This window comes from Anaerocolumna xylanovorans DSM 12503, assembly GCF_900143645.1.
Taxonomy (GTDB): Bacteria; Bacillota; Clostridia; order Lachnospirales; family Lachnospiraceae; genus Anaerocolumna; species Anaerocolumna xylanovorans.
Genome location: NZ_FRFD01000009.1, coordinates 37,747 through 56,881 on the forward strand (window position 1 = coordinate 37,747; position 19,135 = coordinate 56,881).

13 protein-coding genes are annotated in these 19,135 nt (G+C 44.2%); 1 reads left to right on the forward strand and 12 read right to left on the reverse strand.

Annotation, left to right across the window (positions count from 1 at the left end; genetic code table 11):
* From uxuA to BUF11_RS15225, 12 genes are all read right to left on the reverse strand, one after another.
* Window positions 1-1,077, reverse strand: coding sequence for a mannonate dehydratase (gene uxuA, locus BUF11_RS15160; RefSeq protein ID WP_073589709.1), 1,077 nt, complete (start codon window positions 1,075-1,077; stop codon window positions 1-3).
* A gap of 189 nt (window positions 1,078-1,266) precedes the next feature.
* Window positions 1,267-2,505: an exosporium glycoprotein BclB-related protein gene (locus BUF11_RS15165; protein ID WP_073589710.1), complete on the reverse strand. Its 1,239-nt coding sequence runs from the start codon at window positions 2,503-2,505 to the stop codon at window positions 1,267-1,269.
* 155 nt (window positions 2,506-2,660) lie between these two features.
* Window positions 2,661-3,659, reverse strand: a complete 999-nt coding sequence (locus tag BUF11_RS15170) for a LacI family DNA-binding transcriptional regulator (RefSeq protein WP_073589711.1) — start codon at window positions 3,657-3,659, stop codon at window positions 2,661-2,663.
* Window positions 3,660-3,679: 20 nt separating this feature from the next.
* Window positions 3,680-4,540: a DMT family transporter gene (locus tag BUF11_RS15175; RefSeq protein ID WP_073589712.1), complete on the reverse strand. Its 861-nt coding sequence runs from the start codon at window positions 4,538-4,540 to the stop codon at window positions 3,680-3,682.
* 74 nt (window positions 4,541-4,614) lie between these two features.
* The gene (locus tag BUF11_RS15180) at window positions 4,615-6,312 is read right to left on the reverse strand and encodes an amylo-alpha-1,6-glucosidase (RefSeq protein ID WP_073589937.1); all 1,698 of its coding nucleotides are present in this window, start codon (window positions 6,310-6,312) and stop codon (window positions 4,615-4,617) included.
* A 94-nt stretch (window positions 6,313-6,406) separates the two neighbouring features.
* Window positions 6,407-9,457 carry a glycoside hydrolase family 2 TIM barrel-domain containing protein gene (locus BUF11_RS15185; RefSeq protein WP_073589938.1) on the reverse strand — a complete coding sequence of 1,017 codons (3,051 nt, stop codon included), beginning with the start codon at window positions 9,455-9,457 and terminating at the stop codon, window positions 6,407-6,409.
* A gap of 14 nt (window positions 9,458-9,471) precedes the next feature.
* Window positions 9,472-10,293 carry a carbohydrate ABC transporter permease gene (locus BUF11_RS15190; RefSeq protein WP_073589713.1) on the reverse strand — a complete coding sequence of 274 codons (822 nt, stop codon included), beginning with the start codon at window positions 10,291-10,293 and terminating at the stop codon, window positions 9,472-9,474.
* A complete protein-coding gene (locus BUF11_RS15195) occupies window positions 10,290-11,195 on the reverse strand; it encodes a carbohydrate ABC transporter permease (RefSeq protein WP_073589714.1) in 906 nt (301 codons plus the stop codon). Before BUF11_RS15195 ends, BUF11_RS15190 begins: the two co-directional genes overlap by 4 nt.
* 39 nt (window positions 11,196-11,234) lie before the next feature.
* Entirely contained in the window at window positions 11,235-12,464 is a 1,230-nt protein-coding gene (locus BUF11_RS15200) for an ABC transporter substrate-binding protein (RefSeq protein ID WP_073589715.1), read from the reverse strand.
* A gap of 399 nt (window positions 12,465-12,863) precedes the next feature.
* Window positions 12,864-15,179 carry a collagen-like protein gene (locus tag BUF11_RS24950; RefSeq protein ID WP_139243427.1) on the reverse strand — a complete coding sequence of 772 codons (2,316 nt, stop codon included), beginning with the start codon at window positions 15,177-15,179 and terminating at the stop codon, window positions 12,864-12,866.
* Window positions 15,180-15,326: 147 nt separating this feature from the next.
* Window positions 15,327-17,093, reverse strand: a complete 1,767-nt coding sequence (locus BUF11_RS15220) for a methyl-accepting chemotaxis protein (RefSeq protein WP_073589716.1) — start codon at window positions 17,091-17,093, stop codon at window positions 15,327-15,329.
* A gap of 180 nt (window positions 17,094-17,273) precedes the next feature.
* The gene (locus BUF11_RS15225; RefSeq protein WP_073589939.1) at window positions 17,274-17,687 is read right to left on the reverse strand and encodes an Hsp20/alpha crystallin family protein; all 414 of its coding nucleotides are present in this window, start codon (window positions 17,685-17,687) and stop codon (window positions 17,274-17,276) included.
* 488 nt (window positions 17,688-18,175) lie between these two features.
* Here BUF11_RS15225 and BUF11_RS15230 point away from each other — a divergent pair, with 488 nt between their 5' ends.
* Window positions 18,176-19,132 carry a S8 family peptidase gene (locus tag BUF11_RS15230; protein ID WP_073589940.1) on the forward strand — a complete coding sequence of 319 codons (957 nt, stop codon included), beginning with the start codon at window positions 18,176-18,178 and terminating at the stop codon, window positions 19,130-19,132.
* The last annotated feature ends 3 nt before the right edge of the window (window positions 19,133-19,135 follow it).

The window sequence follows — 19,135 nt, forward strand, 5'->3', positions numbered from 1 at the left end:
TCAAACAGATTCTGATTCTTCTTTTTCTGCTGCTTCAATTAAACCATTCAAATAGCAGGCACCAAGTGCCCTGTCATATAAGCCATAGCCCGGCATGGATTTCTCTCCCCATATGCTTCTTCCGTGGTCAGGACGCACCGGTCCGCAAAAGCCGCTTCCATAGAGGGTTTTTACAATAGCATACATATCGAGAGAGCCGTCTCTTGATAAATGGGCCGCCTCATCAAATTTTCCAGCTGAAAGATGTCTTATGTTCCTTAAATGGGCAAAATGTATTCTTCCCTGTGCTGCCTTAATAATATCACATATATCGTTTTCTCTTTTTGAGCCAAGAGAGCCTGTACACAGAGTAATGCCATTGAATTCACTGTCCACCGCCTTTAGTATACGCAGGATGGATTCCTTTCCGGTTACAATCCTGGGGAGCTTGAATACCGGCCATGCAGGGTCATCCGGATGAATTGCCATATGGATTCCATATTTTTCACAAACCGGCCGGATTGCTTTCAGGAAATATACCAGGTTATGAAACAGTTTCTCATCATCAACCTCCCTGTACTGTTTAAACAGTTCCTTGACCTTCCCAAGCCTCTCTGGCTCCCAGCCGGGTAGAATAAACCCATTGCTTTTCTTTTCGATTGCCCCAAACATTTTTTCAGGGTCAATGGCATCAATGATATCCTGGTCATAGGATAATACGGTGGAACCGTCTTCTCTTTTTTTAGCAAGATCTGAACGGGTCCAATCAAATACCGGCATAAAATTATAGCAAACCATTCTTATGCCGCTCTCTCCCAGGTTTTTCAAGGTTTCTATATAATTATCAATATAATAGTCCCTGCTCTTATCTCCTGTCTTAATTGCGTCATGGATATTAACGCTTTCAATTCCGCTTATCTTTAATCCAATCTCATTAACCTCTGACTGTAGCTTTAAAATCCGCTCCAAAGGCCAGACTTCTCCGGCAGGAATATCATATAATGTCGTTATAACTCCTTCTACTCCCGGTATCTGTCTTATCTGTTCTAATGTAACAGAGTCAAATTTCTTTCCAAACCAGCGTAAAGTCATTTCCATTCCGGCTACCTCCAAATTAATATACTTGTATACTAGTATATGTATTTATTGCCATATTGTCAAATACTTTCTTAATGTATGTTATAATGAAAACATTCATCAATATAAAAGGGATACCTGCCGAAAGAATGCATTGATTCTAACGACAGTATCCCTTTTATATCTGATTAGGAGGCTATAAAATTAATTTTATGAAATGCCAAGCCCTGCACTTGCATAACCTACGATAGTTGTAGCAATTCCTGCACCGGCAACAACAGATGCGGAGAATATGAGCAGTAATCTTGTTTCTGCTGCTACAGGTATAGACAGGCCTGTGGTAATTCCACTGACTCTATCTCCGATAGATATTATACCGGTAAGGGTTGGTGTCAGCTGTACTGTTGCTCCTGGTATAGCAGTAAATTGGTTATTAGAAGATGATGCACTGTACAGCTGTGCGGTAATCTGGACTGTAGTGCCAATCAAGCTGACGCCTGCATCCACACTAAAATATGCTGCCAGAGAGTTTATTGTTCCATCTCTAGGCATTGAAAATGCAAAATCAGTAATATTAGTAGTATCAATTATACCATTAATTATCTGAATTCCTGTAGCTGAATTTCCAAAACCGACTGCTGCTGTGGTACCAATTAATCCACCGAGTATTGTCGTCAATGCAACAACATTACCGGATGCATAAGGTATAATAGTACCTGCTCCTGGAGTACCTGGCGCTCCGGTAGCTCCGGTTGCCCCTGTGGCTCCTGTGGCTCCGGTAGCTCCTGTGGCTCCTGCCGGTCCTGCTGGTCCTGTAGCTCCTGCCGGTCCTTGCGGTCCCTGCGGTCCTGTGGCTCCGGGGGCTCCTGCCGGGCCTGCCGGTCCTGTGGCTCCGGTGGCTCCGGTAGCTCCTGTAGCTCCTGTAGCTCCTGTAGCTCCTGTCGGTCCCTGCGGTCCTGTAGCTCCGGTGGCTCCTGCCGGTCCTTGCGGTCCCTGCGGTCCTGTAGCTCCTGCCGGCCCTGCCGGTCCTGTAGCTCCAGTTGCTCCCGTTGGTCCTGCCGGTCCTATCGGTCCTACTGGTCCTTGTGGTCCTATCGGTCCTACCGGTCCTACCGGTCCTACTGGCCCTGTAGCTCCTGTAGCCCCGGTGGCTCCGGTGGCTCCCTGTGGTCCCTGCGGTCCTATTGGTCCTTGTGGTCCTTGTGGCCCTCGTGGTCCTGTGGCTCCCTGTGGTCCTTGTGGTCCTATTGGTCCCCTAGGTCCGGGCGGTCCAGGAGGTCCGGGCGGTCCGGGCGGGCACGGCGGCGGGCACGGTGGTCTGCATGGATCCGGATTGCAGCAATTTGGCCTTCCAGGGTTCCATGGTCCATAAAGATTTGCGGCACTTACAATCATGTCGTCTTGGCTATCAGTAAAGGATTTGCTTTTTGACGAATCTTTACTATTCATGCAAAAACTCCTCTCCAATGAAATAGGATTTTGAAATCCTACATTATATATATGACAAATTCACTGATATGTTCCTGCTATTCTACACAATTCGCCTTTTCCTAATCTTCCAAATAAAATTTTGCTGATTGTACAAGAAAGCCCCCCAGGAGGCTTTATGCTTCTCTGGGCGGCTTACAGCTTTCTCTCTCTATTAACTTTGTAGGTATAGTAACCATCTTACAAATTTCCCGTTCCGTTTCAATTCGCTCCATCATCAGGGAAACCGCTGTTTCTCCCATAAATTCCATGTATAAGCGTACGGTTGTAAGGGGAGGAACCATATACTTTGTTGTTGCCAAATCATTAAATCCTACGATACTAATATCCTCCGGAACTTTTAACCCCAGCTCATTTGCCGCCTTATAACAGCCGACCGCAAGGGAATCATTTGCAACAAAAACAGCTGTAGGCGGTTCTGTAAGGGCTAAAAGCTCTTTTAGCAAAGTGTATCCAAACTTCGGATTATATTCTCCAATCTTAACATATTCTTCCCGGTAAAGTCCCAGCTCTTTCATGTATCGTTCATAGAGCCTCTTTCTTATATCATCAACACTGTTTCCCTGGGCGTCAGTCTCATGTCCTCCGATAAAAGCAATCTTTCTATGCTGCATGCCGCTTAAGTAATCCAGAACTTTTCTGGTGGCCCGCTCAAAATTTATGACTACCGAATCAAATTTGGATTCATCAGGAGAACTGTCTACAAATACCACAGGCTTATGAAAGCCTTCTATCTTTTTCACCATCTGTCTGTTAAAGGTTCCAAGGCAGATGATGCCATCTACATTTTTTAAGCTTTCTTCTGTATCCTCTGCCGTCACCGTCCGGCGCTTCTGGTTCTTGGAGGCAATTTCCTTCTCAATTGCCACTCTGACATACAGGTAATAGGTATCTGCTAACTCCTCTTCAATGGAGTAGCTGTAGTATACACCAATATTGAGCTTTTTCTTGCGTTTTTTCTTTTCCTTTACAATATAGTCTAATTCTTCCGCGGCCTCAAAAACCTTCTGTTTTGTTTCATCAGGAACATTTAATGTCTCATCGTAGTTTAATACACGTGAAACCGTTGAAATAGATACTCCCGCTTTTTCTGCTATGTCCTTAATTGTTGCCATATATATCACCCCTGATTATTTCATTTTCTTATGAATTTCGGTTTTGTTTCTGCAATAATAACCGCTGCAAGTATCAGCAGGCAGCCGGCAACCATTTTTAGTGTTATCCTTTCATGGACTATCAGAATAGAGAACAGCGTTCCGAATACAGATTCCATGGACAGAATAACGGCAGCTTTGGTTTCAGTCGTATATTTTTGTGCCACCGTTTGCAGGAAAAAGGCTATAGTTGTTGAAAAGACGCCCAGATATATAACACTGATAAGTCCATTGCCGCTCACAGAAAAATTGATACCCTCTACCGGTAATATTACAATAAAAGACAACAAAAATGCAACCAGCATTTGTATGGCAGTAAGTACCAGTACATCATACTTCTGTGCAAATTCTCCGGTATAAAATATATGGAAGGCAAAGCAAAGGGCACAAAGAAGAGTAAGGGCATCCCCAAAGGAAAGGCTTAAATTCCCTCTTAAAGAGAGTATGCCGATTCCTGTAATTGCCATAACGGCACCGGCACTGCTGTAACGATCCACCTTTTTTTTGTTGAGCAGGAAAGCAATAAACGGTACTATCACCACGTTGGTTGCTGTTAAAAAGGCATTCTTGGATGGTGTGGTATATTTTAACCCAAAGGTCTGGGCCACAAAGGCTGTAAATAAAATAATACCAAGAATTGTCCCTGCTATGATTTCCTGTTTTCTAATACCTTTAAACCTTTTAAAGGCAATAGCTCCCATTAGGACAGCTCCAATAAAAAAGCGGATGCATAAAACTTGCAAAGGTGTCATTGTCTCAAGTGCTATATTATTGGCTACAAAGCCGCTGCCCCAGATAATAGCTGTAAGCAGCAGCCCCAAGCTGCCAAGGTGCTTCTTCATTCTAACCTCTTTCCTGAATATCCTATCTCTGATTGGATATTCGTTAATTGGTAGTTGAAAATTTATTTTTCAACCTAACCTCTTTCCTGAATATCCGGATATTCTTTTAGTAATTGCAGAAAAACACAGGAAGTCCAGGAAAAGGCAGGATCATCATAGCCCTTTCCGTTAACCGGATCATAATTTTCCGCCATGAGTCCAATACGTGCAAGCTTTACGAACTTTTCAGCAAGCCGCCTTGCAAACTCTTCATAGCCGTTTTCCCGCAAAGCATCCAGCATAATATACGTAACCGGTGCCCATACAGGTCCAAGCCAATATCCCCCTTCTTTATAGAAGGGACTTGCAAGGCTTTCTGTGCATAATCCGTAAACAGCCTCAAACCTTTCCTCCAAATCCAAAACCATCCGGTCAAGAATTTCTCCCGGCAGACGGTATCCAATAACAACCGGCAGGTACAAAAGCAGGCTGTCTCCCTGTGTGATAGGCTGCCCGGTAGTAACGGAGCGTGCAATGAATTTTCTTCCATTATATAATCTCTTCATCAAAGTGTCAAAGAGCCTGTCTGCAGTTTCTTTAAAATAATTTTTATCTTCTTCCTTACCAAGCTCTGCTGCCATACCGCTTAAAATATCCATCTGCCGAATCAAATAAGCTGTAAGGTCCGGTGCCTCCACCGGTACTCCCTGATGGAACACAGATGCATTATCCCAGCCGGAATCATTTCCGTGATTGTATTCCGGCAGTGCCCCTTCCTGTTTGATACGGCAGTTCACCCAATACTCTGCCACCTTTTTAAAGCTTTCATAGGATTCTGTAATTCTTTCCTTTTCATCAAAGTAGCCGTTATTCTTTCGTATTTTCTGAAAGGTCCAGGCGTGGATGGGAGGCTTGCAGCAGCTGTAGGAATAAAACCTGTCATTTACATAATCGGGATAACAGCCGCTTACATCCTGTATTCCGTAGAAAACTTTCAACTGGCTGTAGGCTAACTCCGGCTGTTCATAGCTTAAAGGCAGTGCTGAAAAGCAATTGTCCCAGCTCCATATATTAAACATCCAGTTCTTGGAGCTGTACATAGAAGGCTCTTTTAGCACTCCTTCCCTGCCTATAAAATTAGTCCAGGAAAGATAACGGGCAAGAGCGGTCTCTTCCTCGTATACTCCCGGGATACCGGGCATGGAATTCTGCCATCTTTTGTACTCCTCCTTAAGACATTCCTGTACCTCTTCAAAAGATGGATACTCCTTCTTCTTCCAAACCGTACGGTAATTCTCAAGGACAATATATCCGGCCTCTTCTTCCGGTGTAAACAGCATCCCGGCTCCTTCTGTCCCTGTCATCTTCCATGTGCCGTAACTCTTTGCATATCCCTCTTCTACTGTAAAGAGGATTCTTCTCTCCTTGGAATATAAGGTATGTTCCCACTTATTTTTGCCGTAAGGAACAAGGCTGTCGTATTTTCCTCCCAGGGCTTTCAGATAAAGGGACATACCGCTAAGCTTTATGTGTACGGTGTTTTCTTTTCCAAACACGATGGACACACTTCTTTTTTCTTCATCCTTCTGCCGGAATATGAGCAGGGTTTCTGTGGCTTCTACTTCAATAGCAGCGTTTTCCGCTTCCGGGAATAGGATCTCATAAATATTGGAGACAGCTTCATCTCCTCCATGAAGATCTCTAAGATACCACCGGCCGCTGCTTTCTTCTTCCGATATGGCAAAGTAAGAGCCAAAGCGGCTGAAGGGAATTTTTCTGATATCAAATTTCATAATAGCTCCCATGGCATAAATCACCTGCTTGCAGATGATTTATTGCCTCAAATCAGGGTGTGAAATGCTTTTTATTTTTCACACTACCTCTCCGTTAAAAGTATATCTTCTTGCTTTCTGCTATCTCATCAAATGCCTTCACCTTAGAGAATTCCAGATGTATCTTAAAATCCTCAAGCGCTGTCCTGTAAGGTTCCAGCTGTTCCTCTCCGCAGCTGTTGCTGCCAAGTCCCGATTGCCTGTAATCTATATTCACAACAACATCATCACTTTTCTCAATACATCCAATATGTGCTGCCTTTTCCAGAGCTTCTTTTGTATAGTCATGTACATTGATGCCCACAGGACCTGCAGCTTTTATTAACAGACCTTCCTTACCGTCCGTTAAACTGAACCACTTGACCTGTTCCCTGTGCCCATTCTCCTGGGGATATGCGTAATCCGTATGGAAGCTGCCGACATTTCCTCTGTAGACCCCCATAAAGGCTGCCTTGGCACTGTCACAGTAATTCTCTTCATAGCCCTTACCATACCAGGCCACTTCCGTAAGCTTTGGCGTATGAAAGACTATTCCGATTCTTGGAAGCATGGAAGGGAATATTTCGCCTTCCTTTCTCACTTCTCCTGTTAGCTTTAATTCTAACTTTCCGTCACTGTGGAGGTGATAGCGGTATATTAAATAGTACCCCCAGGATTGATTTAAGCAGGAGAAATACTTATAGAAAGTTACCACAACATTCTCTTTCTTTTGCTCTATCTGCATGGCCTCTAACTGTTCACTGGACAGTTGAAGAAAATACTTGTTTCTCCAATCCTCTTTCTTGTACATGTCATTATCAATAATAGCTCTGTCAACCGTCAATTCCGGTCCCTTATTAACCAGTTCCCTGCCATATGCCTTGTAGGATACCAATGTTCCGTAAACCGTATTAAATACAACCTCTGTGTTTTCATTCTGAATGACAATCTCTGTTTCACCGGAAACCACGTTAAAACTGTCTTTCTCTGAATATTTACTTCTTTCTTCCAGAAAAACAGGCAGGTGAAACTGCTCTCTTGCTACCAGATGACCGGCTTTGGCATAAGAAGTATCCTCTTTTAATACAAAGATAAGATTCAGGTAATAATCCGTGTTTGGCAAAGGCGTGATTGGACCACAGGAAAGCTTCATTTCCTGCTTTGTTCCCGGCAATACATTTAAGTCCTTCCGCTCTCCTTCAAAAAGCACCTTATCATCATAGCTTATATTCCACTGTAATTCCAGATGTTCAAGGCTTAAGAAATCATAGCAGTTCTCCACCTCAATAAGCCTGTCTTCCCAGCTTTTTAGCACTGCTTTTACCGGAGCAATAACGTGCTTGTATTCCTTCAGGGCAGGGCTTGGAGTACGGTCAGGGAATAGAAGCCCGTCTATGCAGAAACTCCCGTTGGTTGGTGTATCTCCATAATCTCCGCCGTATTTATAATAAATCTCTCCATTATCTCTCCTGGTCTCAATTCCATGGTCAAACCATTCCCATATAAAGCCGCCCTGAAGTCTTTCATATTTCCGGTATACCTGCTGGTACTCGAAAAGTCCTCCCGGACCGTTTCCCATGGAATGACCATATTCACACATGACATGGGGTTTATTCTCCCCCTGGTCTCCTTCGCCTATTTCAATCAGCTTATTTAACCTTGTATACATGGTAGAATACACATCCGTCACTTTTGCTTCTGAATCACCCTCATAGTGTATTAATCTTGTAGGATCCAGTTCCTTTGCAATACGTGCCATCTTCTCAAAATTACAGCCAAAGCTTGATTCATTTCCCAGAGACCACATGATGATACAGGGATGGTTGCGGTCTCTTTCAATCATTCGTTTGACGCGGTCCACATAAGCGTTCTCCCAGGAAGGGTCGTTGCTGATACGGTTATATTCGCCTGAAAGCTCAAAGCCATGGCACTCTAAATCCGCTTCATCTATCACATAAAGTCCATACCGGTCGCAAAGCTCATAAAGGTACTCATTAGCCGGATAATGAGAGCAGCGGATTGCATTGATATTATGCTGCTTCATCAGTAAGATATCAGAGAGCATATTCTCCTTTGTTACTGTCCTGCCGTTTTCCGGGTCAAAATCATGCCTGTTAACACCGTTTAACAGCACTGCCTTTCCGTTTACAGTAAAGGTACTTCCTTTGATTTCAATTTTACGAAAGCCTGCATAAAAAGGTATGGCTTCCTTTAATTCTTCCCCCTGATATCTCATCAGAAGGAAGGTATATCCATAAGGCTTTTCCGCATTCCAGAGCTTAACCTTCTCTACCGGAATATGGATTCCGGTTGTTTCACTTATGTTTGCCAGCGAACCTTCCGAAATAGTCTTCTCTTCTTCATCAAGCAATACCCATTGCAGAGAGGTATCCCCTGAAGGTTTATCCATAAGAACCTTAACTTTAAGAATACCATCTTCATAGGTTTCATTCAAGTCTGTTTCTATATGGCAGTCCCGTATACAGGTATGGCCCATATTGATAAGTTCCACATCCCTGTAAATACCGCTTAACCACCACATATCCTGATCTTCTAAGTAGGTACCGTCACTCCACTGGTACACTCTTACGGTAATCTGGTTCTCTCCTGCCGTTATAATACCTGTCAGGTCGAATTCTGCTGACATCCTGCTGACCTTGCTGTAACCGACATATTGTCCGTTTACCCACAGGTCATAGGCACTTTCTATTCCGTGGAATTTGATAATTGTGCGGTTGTTAAGCCATTCCTCTCCTACTGCAAAGCTTCTTCTGTAAATACCAGTAGGGTTTTTCGTCGGTACATAAGGAGGATTTATGGGGAATAAATACAATACATCGGTATAGTGCATCTGCCCGTAGCCTTTAAGCTGCCAGCAGGAAGGTACCGTTATGGTACCCCATTCCTTTGTATCTGCTTCCGGCTTATAAAAGTCCGAAGGGGAATATTCCGGAGCCTCCAGGTATAAAAAGTCCCAGCTGCCGTTTAAGCTTATTACGTCCCGTTTACTTTTATCCTCCCTTAGAGCTGCTTCATAGGACGGATAGCGGTCAAAGGCCGCATGCCCTAAAAGTCTGTTAATATGCATAACGGTATGGTCTTCCCACCGTTTCTTCTGTCGTTCCATATTGGTTCCTCCTGTCATTTAATCGCTCCGCTCTTACCTTCGACAATGTATTTCTGAGCGGCAATAAATACTAAGACCGGCGGAATTATCATAATAATTGTAATACACATTAAAGGTATAATCTGTGTTTCATGTACCCCTTTAAAGGAAGCCAGTCCTAATGCCAGGGTGTATTTGCTTCTGTCCTGTAAGAAAATCAACGGTCCAAGGTAATCATTCCAAACCGTCAGAATATTTAAGATTCCGATTAATATCAGCTGGGGCTTCATCATTGGCATGAAGATTCTGGAATAGATTTCAAAAGCATTGGCGCCGTCAATTCTGGCTGCCTCTTCAAAATCCTTTGGTATTCCCATTAAAAACTGCCTTAATAAAAAGATGTAGTAGGCTGACCCGAAAAAGGAGGGGACAATCAGGGTCTTTAAGGAGTTAATCCAGCCAAAAGCCTTAAACTCCATGTACATGGGAATCATGGTTACATCCCAGGGAATCATCATGGTTGCTAAAAGTATCATAAACAATATATTTTTAAATCGGAAATTATATCTTGCAAAACCGTAGGCCACCAAAGAGCAGGAAAGTATCTGCCCTATGGTCGTCATAACGGTTACCAGCACGGAATTCATCAAAAAGCGGGTAAATTCCTGTGACTGCCATGCTGTAACAAAGTTGCTGATAAGCCATTTGTCCGGCAGGAACTTGGGAGGATAGCCCTGAGCCTCTGCTTCCGTCTTAAAGGCGGTTAAAATCATCCATAGAAGGGGAAACAGAAAATATACGGCAACAGCGCCTAAAATAACATACATAATTACTTTATATTTTTTTGAAGTCTTCATTTCTTTTTCCCCTCCTTTACTTCCGTTTCATAGAACACCCATGCGGAAGAGGATTTGAACACAATCGATGTCAAAATTAATATTACGATAAACATAACCCATGCATTGGCACTGGCATACCCGAGCTTATGATGCTTAAAGGCGTTGTTATATACGAACATACCATAGAAATAGGTAGACTTAAGGGGTCCTCCTCCCGTTAGCAAAAGCACCAGAGTCAGTTGCTGCAAAGCTGATATTAAAGAGGTTATTACATTAAATAATATGGTTGGCGTTATGATGGGTATGGTAATCTTAAAGAACTGCCCTACATGGCTGGCTCCGTCTAAGGAAGCTGCTTCATATAGATCTATGGGTATGTTCTTGATATCCGTATAGAATATCAGCATCATGGTACCAACGCCCCAGGCACTTGCCAGAACGATTGCAAAGAGTGCCCATGCCGGATCTACAAGCCACTTCGGTCCTTTGATTCCGATAAGGGACAAAAAGTAGTTCAATATCCCGTAATCTCCGTTTAATATCCATCCCCAGATGATGGAAATAGCAACTCCCGATACAACAGCCGGAATGTAATAAATGGTACGGAAAACCGTAACTCCTTTTACAGGCTGTGTGATAAGCATGGCCAGAGCCAATGCTATTATCAGATTAAGGGGCACAAAGATTGCTGCAAATTTCAGTGTGATAGCCAGGGACTTATAAAACTGGGGGTCTTTTGTAAACATTTCAATGTAATTTCCAAAGCCTGCAAAGCTTGGTTTTGATACAATCGACCAGTTAAAGAAGCTCATTACCAGAGATAATAACAGAGGGCCAAGTGTAAAAACCAAAAATCCGACAATCCAGGGCAATATAAATAAATAGGGGGTAGCTTTTCGTAATCTTCCTTTTCTTTTCATGCGTCATTCACCTTTTCCATCAATCGGACCTTTTTGTCCTTACTGTTCTGCCACCTCATCCAGTACTGTTTTGGGGTCATCATATACGGTAGAATTGAAGATCCGCTCAAATGCTGTACTCAAAGCATCCGATATCTCACTCCACTCCTGGGTCTTAAAGGAGGTAGGTGTATATCCTTCACTTTGCTGTAACATGGAATAGAAAACACCTTTTATTGCATCGCTTTCAATACTTTCTGATTGTACCACAGATTTTAAAACCGGTAATTCATATTGAATACGCGCTTTGTTTAAATCTTCGCTGGTCCAGTATTTAATAAATTCCCAGGCAGCATCTTTATTCTTAGAATCCTTTGACATGGCAAGCCCGGAAGAGCTTAATATACTGACAGACGGACTTCCTTCCTTAAACATAGGAATTTGCACAACGCCATAATTCAGTTTCGCATCATTGAAGGAAGAAATCGGCCAGGAACCGTTAATATACATTGCTATCTTACCTGCCAGCATCTCATCTGTGCCGTCTTTATCTGTGGCTACAGCGATGCCTTCCTTCTCCATGTTCTGAAAGGTACTAAGTACCTGAACAGACGCGTCACTGTTTACATAATCTTTCAAATTACCCTTATCATCGGAAAGTGCCGTGCCATTACTCCACAGATACATTTCAAAATCATAGGGATCCGGAACTCGTTTAAAGCCAAACCCGGTGATGTTCTTACTGGTATCGGTAAGCTTCTTAGCAGCATCCGCTAATTCCTTAAACGTCCATTCTGCCGTAGGATAAGCAACTCCTGCTGCATCAAAAATATCTTTGTTATAGTACAAAACATGTGTGGTAAAACCTACCGGAATTCCATAAATGGTATCCCCCATCTTGTTATAGCTCCACAATGTCTCATAGAAATTATCCTTATAAGTCTGTCCTTCCTTCTCAATGTAGGAATCAAGAGGTTCCAGTCCTTCATAATAAGCAGGATAATTCCACATATACATAACGTCCGGTGCATCCTTTGAACCCATGCCCGCTGCTATTTTTGTGTCAAAGTCGCTGCCGTAGGCTTCCAGAGTTACCTTGATATCTTTATGTGCTTCATTGAACTTGTCTACTAGTTTCTGCTGTTCTTCCAGGTCTTTGCTGTTATCCCAGGAAGCAAAACGAATGCTTTTTACTCCGTCCGCATTTTGCTTGTCCGACGCCTTACACCCCATAAGGGAAGCTGCCATAGCAATTACAAGTGCTGTTGCTACAAAAACTTTCTTTTTCATATGAATACCTCCAATAAATTATATGTTTTTGATATTTGTATTATAATATATCCATATAGTAAAAGTCAACTGTTTTACTAAGTAAAATATATTATTTTTACTTAAAATATTTTCCAACTTATCGATTTTAATTATATTATCTCAAAAACATATATATCTTTTTAATTTTTTGAATAGCTATTCTGTTTAAATTGTCTAATTTCCTCATTTCTTCACTTTATTATCTTTTAGTAAAATATCATATTTTACTAATTATAAATTAATACTTCTCCCGTCTATTACAAATTAAGTATACATCCCGGCTGACCTGCTTATACGCCAATATAGGCAATAAACTTTACCCAGGCAAAATACACAACAACAAGGCGTCCTTAAGACCGGGCGCCTTATTGTTAACTATTATGATAATTTTAAAATTGTAAGAGCTGCTACTACGCTGCCTGGTGCAAGATCAGGGAAAGTAATGGAAATAAAAGAATCGTTCGTAACTGTTATAGTAGCCGGTGCGGTAGTTACCTCTACAATTGCAGTGATTTCTACTCTTATCGTTGTAGCTGTATCACCAGTAGTTCCTCCCGGGATTGGTGTTCCATTAAGATTAATGGACACAGATGTGAGAGTTCCTAATACATTTGCTTCAAACGTAATAAGATATGCGCCTGTTTCCGTCAATACCGTATCCGTAGTATTGGGCAATAAAATACCAACAGGCGAACTCGGAACATTTCCGCTATCAAATACAAATTCAGCACCGCCGGCTATGGTTCTGTCAGAATTTGTACTATAACGGAAAACGTAAGAATTGACTCCTGCCGGTCCTGGAGGGCCTTGCGGTCCCTGTGGACCTGCTGGACCTTGCGGACCTGCCGGACCGGGATCTCCCTGCGCGCCTTGCGGGCCTGTGGCTCCTGCCGGGCCTTGGGCTCCTGCCGGACCTGCTTCACCCTGTGGACCTGCCGGGCCTGGGTCTCCCTGCGCGCCTTGCGGGCCTGTGGCTCCTGCCGGACCTTGCGGCCCTGTAGCTCCTGTTGCTCCCGTAGCTCCTGCCGGACCTGGGTCTCCCTGTGGACCTGCTGGACCTGTGGCTCCTGCCGGGCCTTGCGAACCTGCCGGGCCTGCTTCTCCCTGTGGACCTGCCGGACCTGCTTCTCCTTGCGGACCTTGGGGACCTGTGGCTCCTGCCGGCCCTGTGGCTCCAGTTGCTCCCGTGGCTCCTGTTGCTCCTGCCGGCCCTGTTTCACCCTGCGGACCTGCCGGGCCTGTGGCTCCTGCCGGACCTGTGGCTCCAGTTGCTCCCGTTTCTCCCTGCGGACCTGCCGGACCTGCTTCTCCTTGCGGACCTGCCGGACCTATGGCTCCTGCCGGACCTTGTGGACCTGCCGGGCCTGATGCTCCTGTGGCTCCGGTAGCTCCGGTTTCACCTTGCGGGCCTGTAGCTCCTGCCGGACCTTGCGGGCCTGTGGCTCCGGTTGCTCCCGTAGCTCCTGCTGGGCCTTGTTCTCCCTGCGGACCTGCCGGGCCTGTGGCTCCTGCCGAACCTGTAGCTCCAGTTGCTCCCGTTTCTCCCTGCGGACCTGCCGGGCCTGCTTCTCCTTGCGGACCTGCCGGACCTATGGCTCCTGCGGGACCTTGTGGACCTGCCGGGCCTGATGCTCCTGTAGCTCCTGTTTCACCTTGGGGACCTGTGGCTCCTGCCGGGCCTTGCGGACCTGTAGCTCCCGTGGCTCCTGCCGGGCCTGCCGGACCTTGTTCTCCTTGCGGACCTGCCGGGCCTGTGGCTCCTGCCGAACCTGTGGCTCCGGTTGCTCCCGTTTCTCCCTGAGGACCTGCCGGACCTGCTTCTCCTTGCGGACCTGCCGGGCCTATGGCTCCTGCCGGACCTTGTGGACCTGCCGGGCCTGATGCTCCTGTGGCTCCTGTGGCCCCGGTTTCACCTTGCGGGCCTGTGGCTCCTGCCGGACCTTGCGGACCTGTGGCTCCTGTGGCTCCTGCCGGGCCTGCCGGGCCTTGTTCTCCCTGCGGACCTGCCGGGCCTGTAGCTCCTGCCGGACCTGATGCTCCTGTGGCTCCTGTGTTTCCTGTTGGACCTTGTGGCCCCTGCGGACCTGCCGGGCCTGTAGCCCCTGCCGGACCTTGCGAACCTGTGGCTCCCGTTTCTCCTTGCAGACCTGCCGGACCTGCTTCTCCTTGCAGGCCTTGCGGACCTGTGGCTCCTGCCGGACCCTGTGGACCTGCCGGGCCTGCTTCTCCTTGCGGACCTGCCGGACCGGGATCTCCCTGCGGTCCTGTTGCTCCTGCCGGACCTGTGGCGCCTGTTGCTCCTGTCAAACCAATAGGACCTTGTTCTCCTTGGGGACCTGTAGGACCTATCGGACCAGGTGCTCCTGCCGGTCCTGTGGATCCTGTGGCTCCCGTAGCTCCTGCCGGACCTTGCTGACCGGGCGGGCCTGCCGGGCCTGCCGGACCTCTAGGACCCATGGGACCTAACGGGCCTTGAGGGCCTTGAGGACCCTGCGGGCCGGGAGGGCCAGGAGGGCCGGGTTGTGGGCAAGGAGGCGGACAAGGAGGCGGGCAAGAAGGAATCTGTCCACAGCAATCGCCAGGACGGCCTGTATTCCATCCACCGTTTAAACCGGTTGCCGAAACGGTAGATTTATCATCTTTTAGACGCTTACCTGCTTTTCCAGGATCTGATGAATTAAAACCAGCGTTCATGCAAAAAGCTCCTTTCATGAATTCAGGACAAAATATCCTGCACAATAATATAAGGGAAGCTTTTTTTCGCTTCCTACCATATAAATATGATAGATACGCGGTTTTGTGTCTGTTATTTCCTTCTTTTAAAAAATATAATAACAGTATTTAGCTCATGGAATATTCCTTTAAATACCCTTCCAGCTTGTCCGCCTGAATAATAAATTCTTCACTCATAGCAGCACTTTCTTGTGCAGCTGCAGCATTTTTTTCAATGATCGGTGTTATACCTTTAAGAAATACATGGGTATTTTTTAGCTCATTTTCTATTCCACTGGTATTATGGGCCAGCTTTTCCATTACATCGTTGGTCTCTTCTGCCACTTTCACGATCCTTTTAAAATTCCCCGCTGTATTGTCTGCTTGTTCTGCTCCTGACCGAATAGCATTTACGGTACTGTTTATTAAGCCAGAAGTGGATTGCACCGCCTGGCTGCATCTGGCAGCTAATTTTCCGATTTCGGATGCTACTACCCCAAAGCCTTTTCCATTTTCACCTGCCCTGGAAGCTTCTATCGCTGCATTAAGCGCCAAAAGATTGGTCTGTTCCGCTATTTGCTCAATAACGGCAATAATCTGGGATATTTCTTCTGCCTGCTGCTTTATAACCTCCATATCTTCCAACACCCTTTTCATACTGCCATCACCTTCTCTGGCTGCACTTACAGCTGCTTTTGTGAGTTCGCTGACCTGACCGGTCTGCAAAGTATTTGTATTTATCATCTCAACAATCGCTTCAACCTCTCCCATTAAGCTATTTATTCTGTTGTTTTGTTCCACACTTCCATCTGCCACAGTTTTGGCAGTAAGTGCTATCTGGGCAGAACCGGTTGTTATATCCCTTGCAGTCAGAGATATTGCTTCTATCACCTTTTTAAAGGATAGGATTGTATTTTCAAGAGATGTCTTTATCGGCTTAAAATCCCCTTCATAATCAAGGTCTACCAATACGGCAAGATTCTTTTGCTCTAATTGTTTTACTACATAAGTAATATTATTAATGTAGTTATTCAATTTCTCTATTGTTATCATAATCCCCTGACACAGGATTCCCATCTCATCTTTAGAAGTTATGTGCAGCTCCACACCTAAATTACCATCCGCTATCTCTTTCATTACCGTCATGATGCTGTCCACAGGCTTTATAATACTCTTGATTGTTCTTTTCAGTATGTGAATACAACTAAGAGCTCCAACAGCAAACAGCAGCAGGAAAAGACCAATGCTGACTGCAACTTTAATATTGGTGACCTGCATAAAATGCTGTCCGTAGGAAGCGGTGAAATTTTCTAATTCCTCAAATTCTTCCAGCATATGGCTGTGTATGGGGACATAATCATTTTTATAGGTACTGTATATTTTATCCTGGTCAAATACTTTAGCACTCTTTAATATCTCCTGTCTATAGCGGTCCGCTTTTTTAAGTTCCAGCTGCAGGCTTTTTATTGTCTCTTTGTTTTTCCCTTTTTGTAATACAGGAATGGAAGACAGTTGCTTTATGTAGGAATCCAATAAGCCATATTCTGCTTCGGAGCTTTCGATATATTTACTGCACAGATTCTTATTCTTAGTAATATAACTGCGGTAAATGTTGTTTTCTATGTTTTTCATAGAAACCTGCGCCTTTAATATTCTTTCTTCTGTGGTGTAAATCTGAGAATGAAATTCATTGGTCATATTCCTTAATGATATGATATTTACCAGTGATACTGCTACCATTAATAAAACTACTATGCCTATATAACCAAAGATAATCTTAAGTCTCTTTCCTATGGGTAAATCATAAATCTGATTTATCCTATCCTTTATACGAATTCTGCTGCTCTTCCTCTTTTTGGCCATTCTTTGCTTTTTTTCTTTTGTATTATTCTTCATATAGCCTCCATCTTAACCCCGTTTTCTTATTCAGAATTAATCTAACAATTCCCTGTAAATCCTATATGGCCATATTGTAAAGATAATGTAAAAAGGCTGTTCCGATGGAGATAAGGGGCTGCATCTGCAGCTCCTTATCTCATCAAAACAGCCTTTGAATTACCATGCTTTAAGTCATAGTTACTGTATTTCAATTGTTCTGCCACTATCGGTTATGGCATCCGTTTTTGGAAGCGTAACCTCCAGTATACCATTATTATAAGATGCCATTATTCTGTCTTTATCAACTCCTGCTGCAGAAAAAGCTCTCTGGTAGGAACTTAGGTTTCTCTCTCTTCTGATATAATTTCCCTTTTCCTCCTTCACCTCTTCCTGATGATTTGCTTTAATAATCAGCATATCATTTTCAAGGTTGACAGAGATATCTTCCTTCTTAAAGCCCGGAAGCTCTGCCTGTAAGAGATAATGGTCCCCTTTATCAAGCACATCCGTGCTTCCTCTGTCAAAACGGTTAAAAAAATCATCAAAGAAATTGTCAAACAGGTTGCTAAATAAAGCTGGTTTTGTCTGTTCATATAGCATAGGTCTTAACATAAAAATCACTCCTTTTCCTGTAAGGGCCATTCCTTGTGTCGGTCCTCTTGTTTGTTTATTTGTTCTATTTACATTAATTGTTATACAACATATATAACAATTAATCAATAAATAAAAAATAAACATTTTATAAAATAATTGTAAAGTGATATTATGTCTGCAGACCTTTTGGTTTGTCTGGATAGAGGAAAATAGTTTCATGATTTTAAATGATATTTCGCATAAAGACAAGAAGAATCCTCATAAGATTAATAAGACCGAAAGGAAAGAATGGCTGCCATATGAATCAAAAAGAAAAGGTACAGATTATTGTCCGCTGCAGTGATTATGAAAATAACTATAACGAAGTTGCTTCTATGGGTAAGCTAAAATATAAATTGCCTATGATTGATTCTTATGTTATAGAGGTGGAGCCGGATATGCTAAAGAACCTCCAGTCAGAAAATCAATTGTGGAGTTACGAACTGGATACCCATATTACGGCACAGATGAACCGCGTTGCGGATATTATAGATCTGAAATGGGCACATGACAGAAATATTATGGGGGGAAATGTAGGGGTCGCGGTCGTAGATACCGGAATCTGCATGCATAAAGATTTTGTAGAAGGAAAAAACCGCATCAGGGCCTTTTACGATCTGATACACGGACGCATTGAACCCTATGACGATAACGGGCATGGAAGCCATGTATCCGGTATCATTGGCGGAAACGGTTTTCTCTCCGGGGGCAGGTACTGCGGCATTGCCCCAAAATGCGATATTATCAGCATCAAGGTGTTAGATCAAAAGGGTGACGGGAATATATCGGATGTTTTAGCCGGCCTGCAATGGATTATTGATAACAAGGCTAAATATAACATCCGGGTCGTCAACATATCCGTTGGCACCACTACCAAAGATAACGCCGATGAAAATTCTCTGTTAGTAAAAGGTGTTAACGCTGTTTGGGATGCAGGTATTGTCGTCGTAGTTGCTGCCGGTAATAACGGTCCCGGCCCCATGTCCATCTCCACTCCCGGCATCAGCCGAAAAGTAATTACCGTCGGCTCCTCAGACGACCGGATTACCGTGGAGCTTTTCGGCAACAAAACAATGGACTATTCCGGCAGAGGACCTACCGCTTCCTGTGTAAAGAAGCCGGATATCGTAGCTCCCGGTTCCAACATCGTATCCTGCGGCACCATGAAGAATTACCAAAGATACCGCTACAATGTTTTAAATAATCCCAGAAATGATTATTCCAATCTGATGTATACCGTCAAGAGCGGCACCTCCATGGCTACTCCCATTGTGACCGGTGCAATTGCTCTTTTACTTTCTGTGTATCCCTCACTTACCAATAAAGAAGTTAAACTTAAACTAAGGGACTGTGCCATAGACCTTGGCTATCCCTGGGCCAAACAGGGCTGGGGTCTTCTTAACATCCCAAGGCTTCTGCAATAAGAA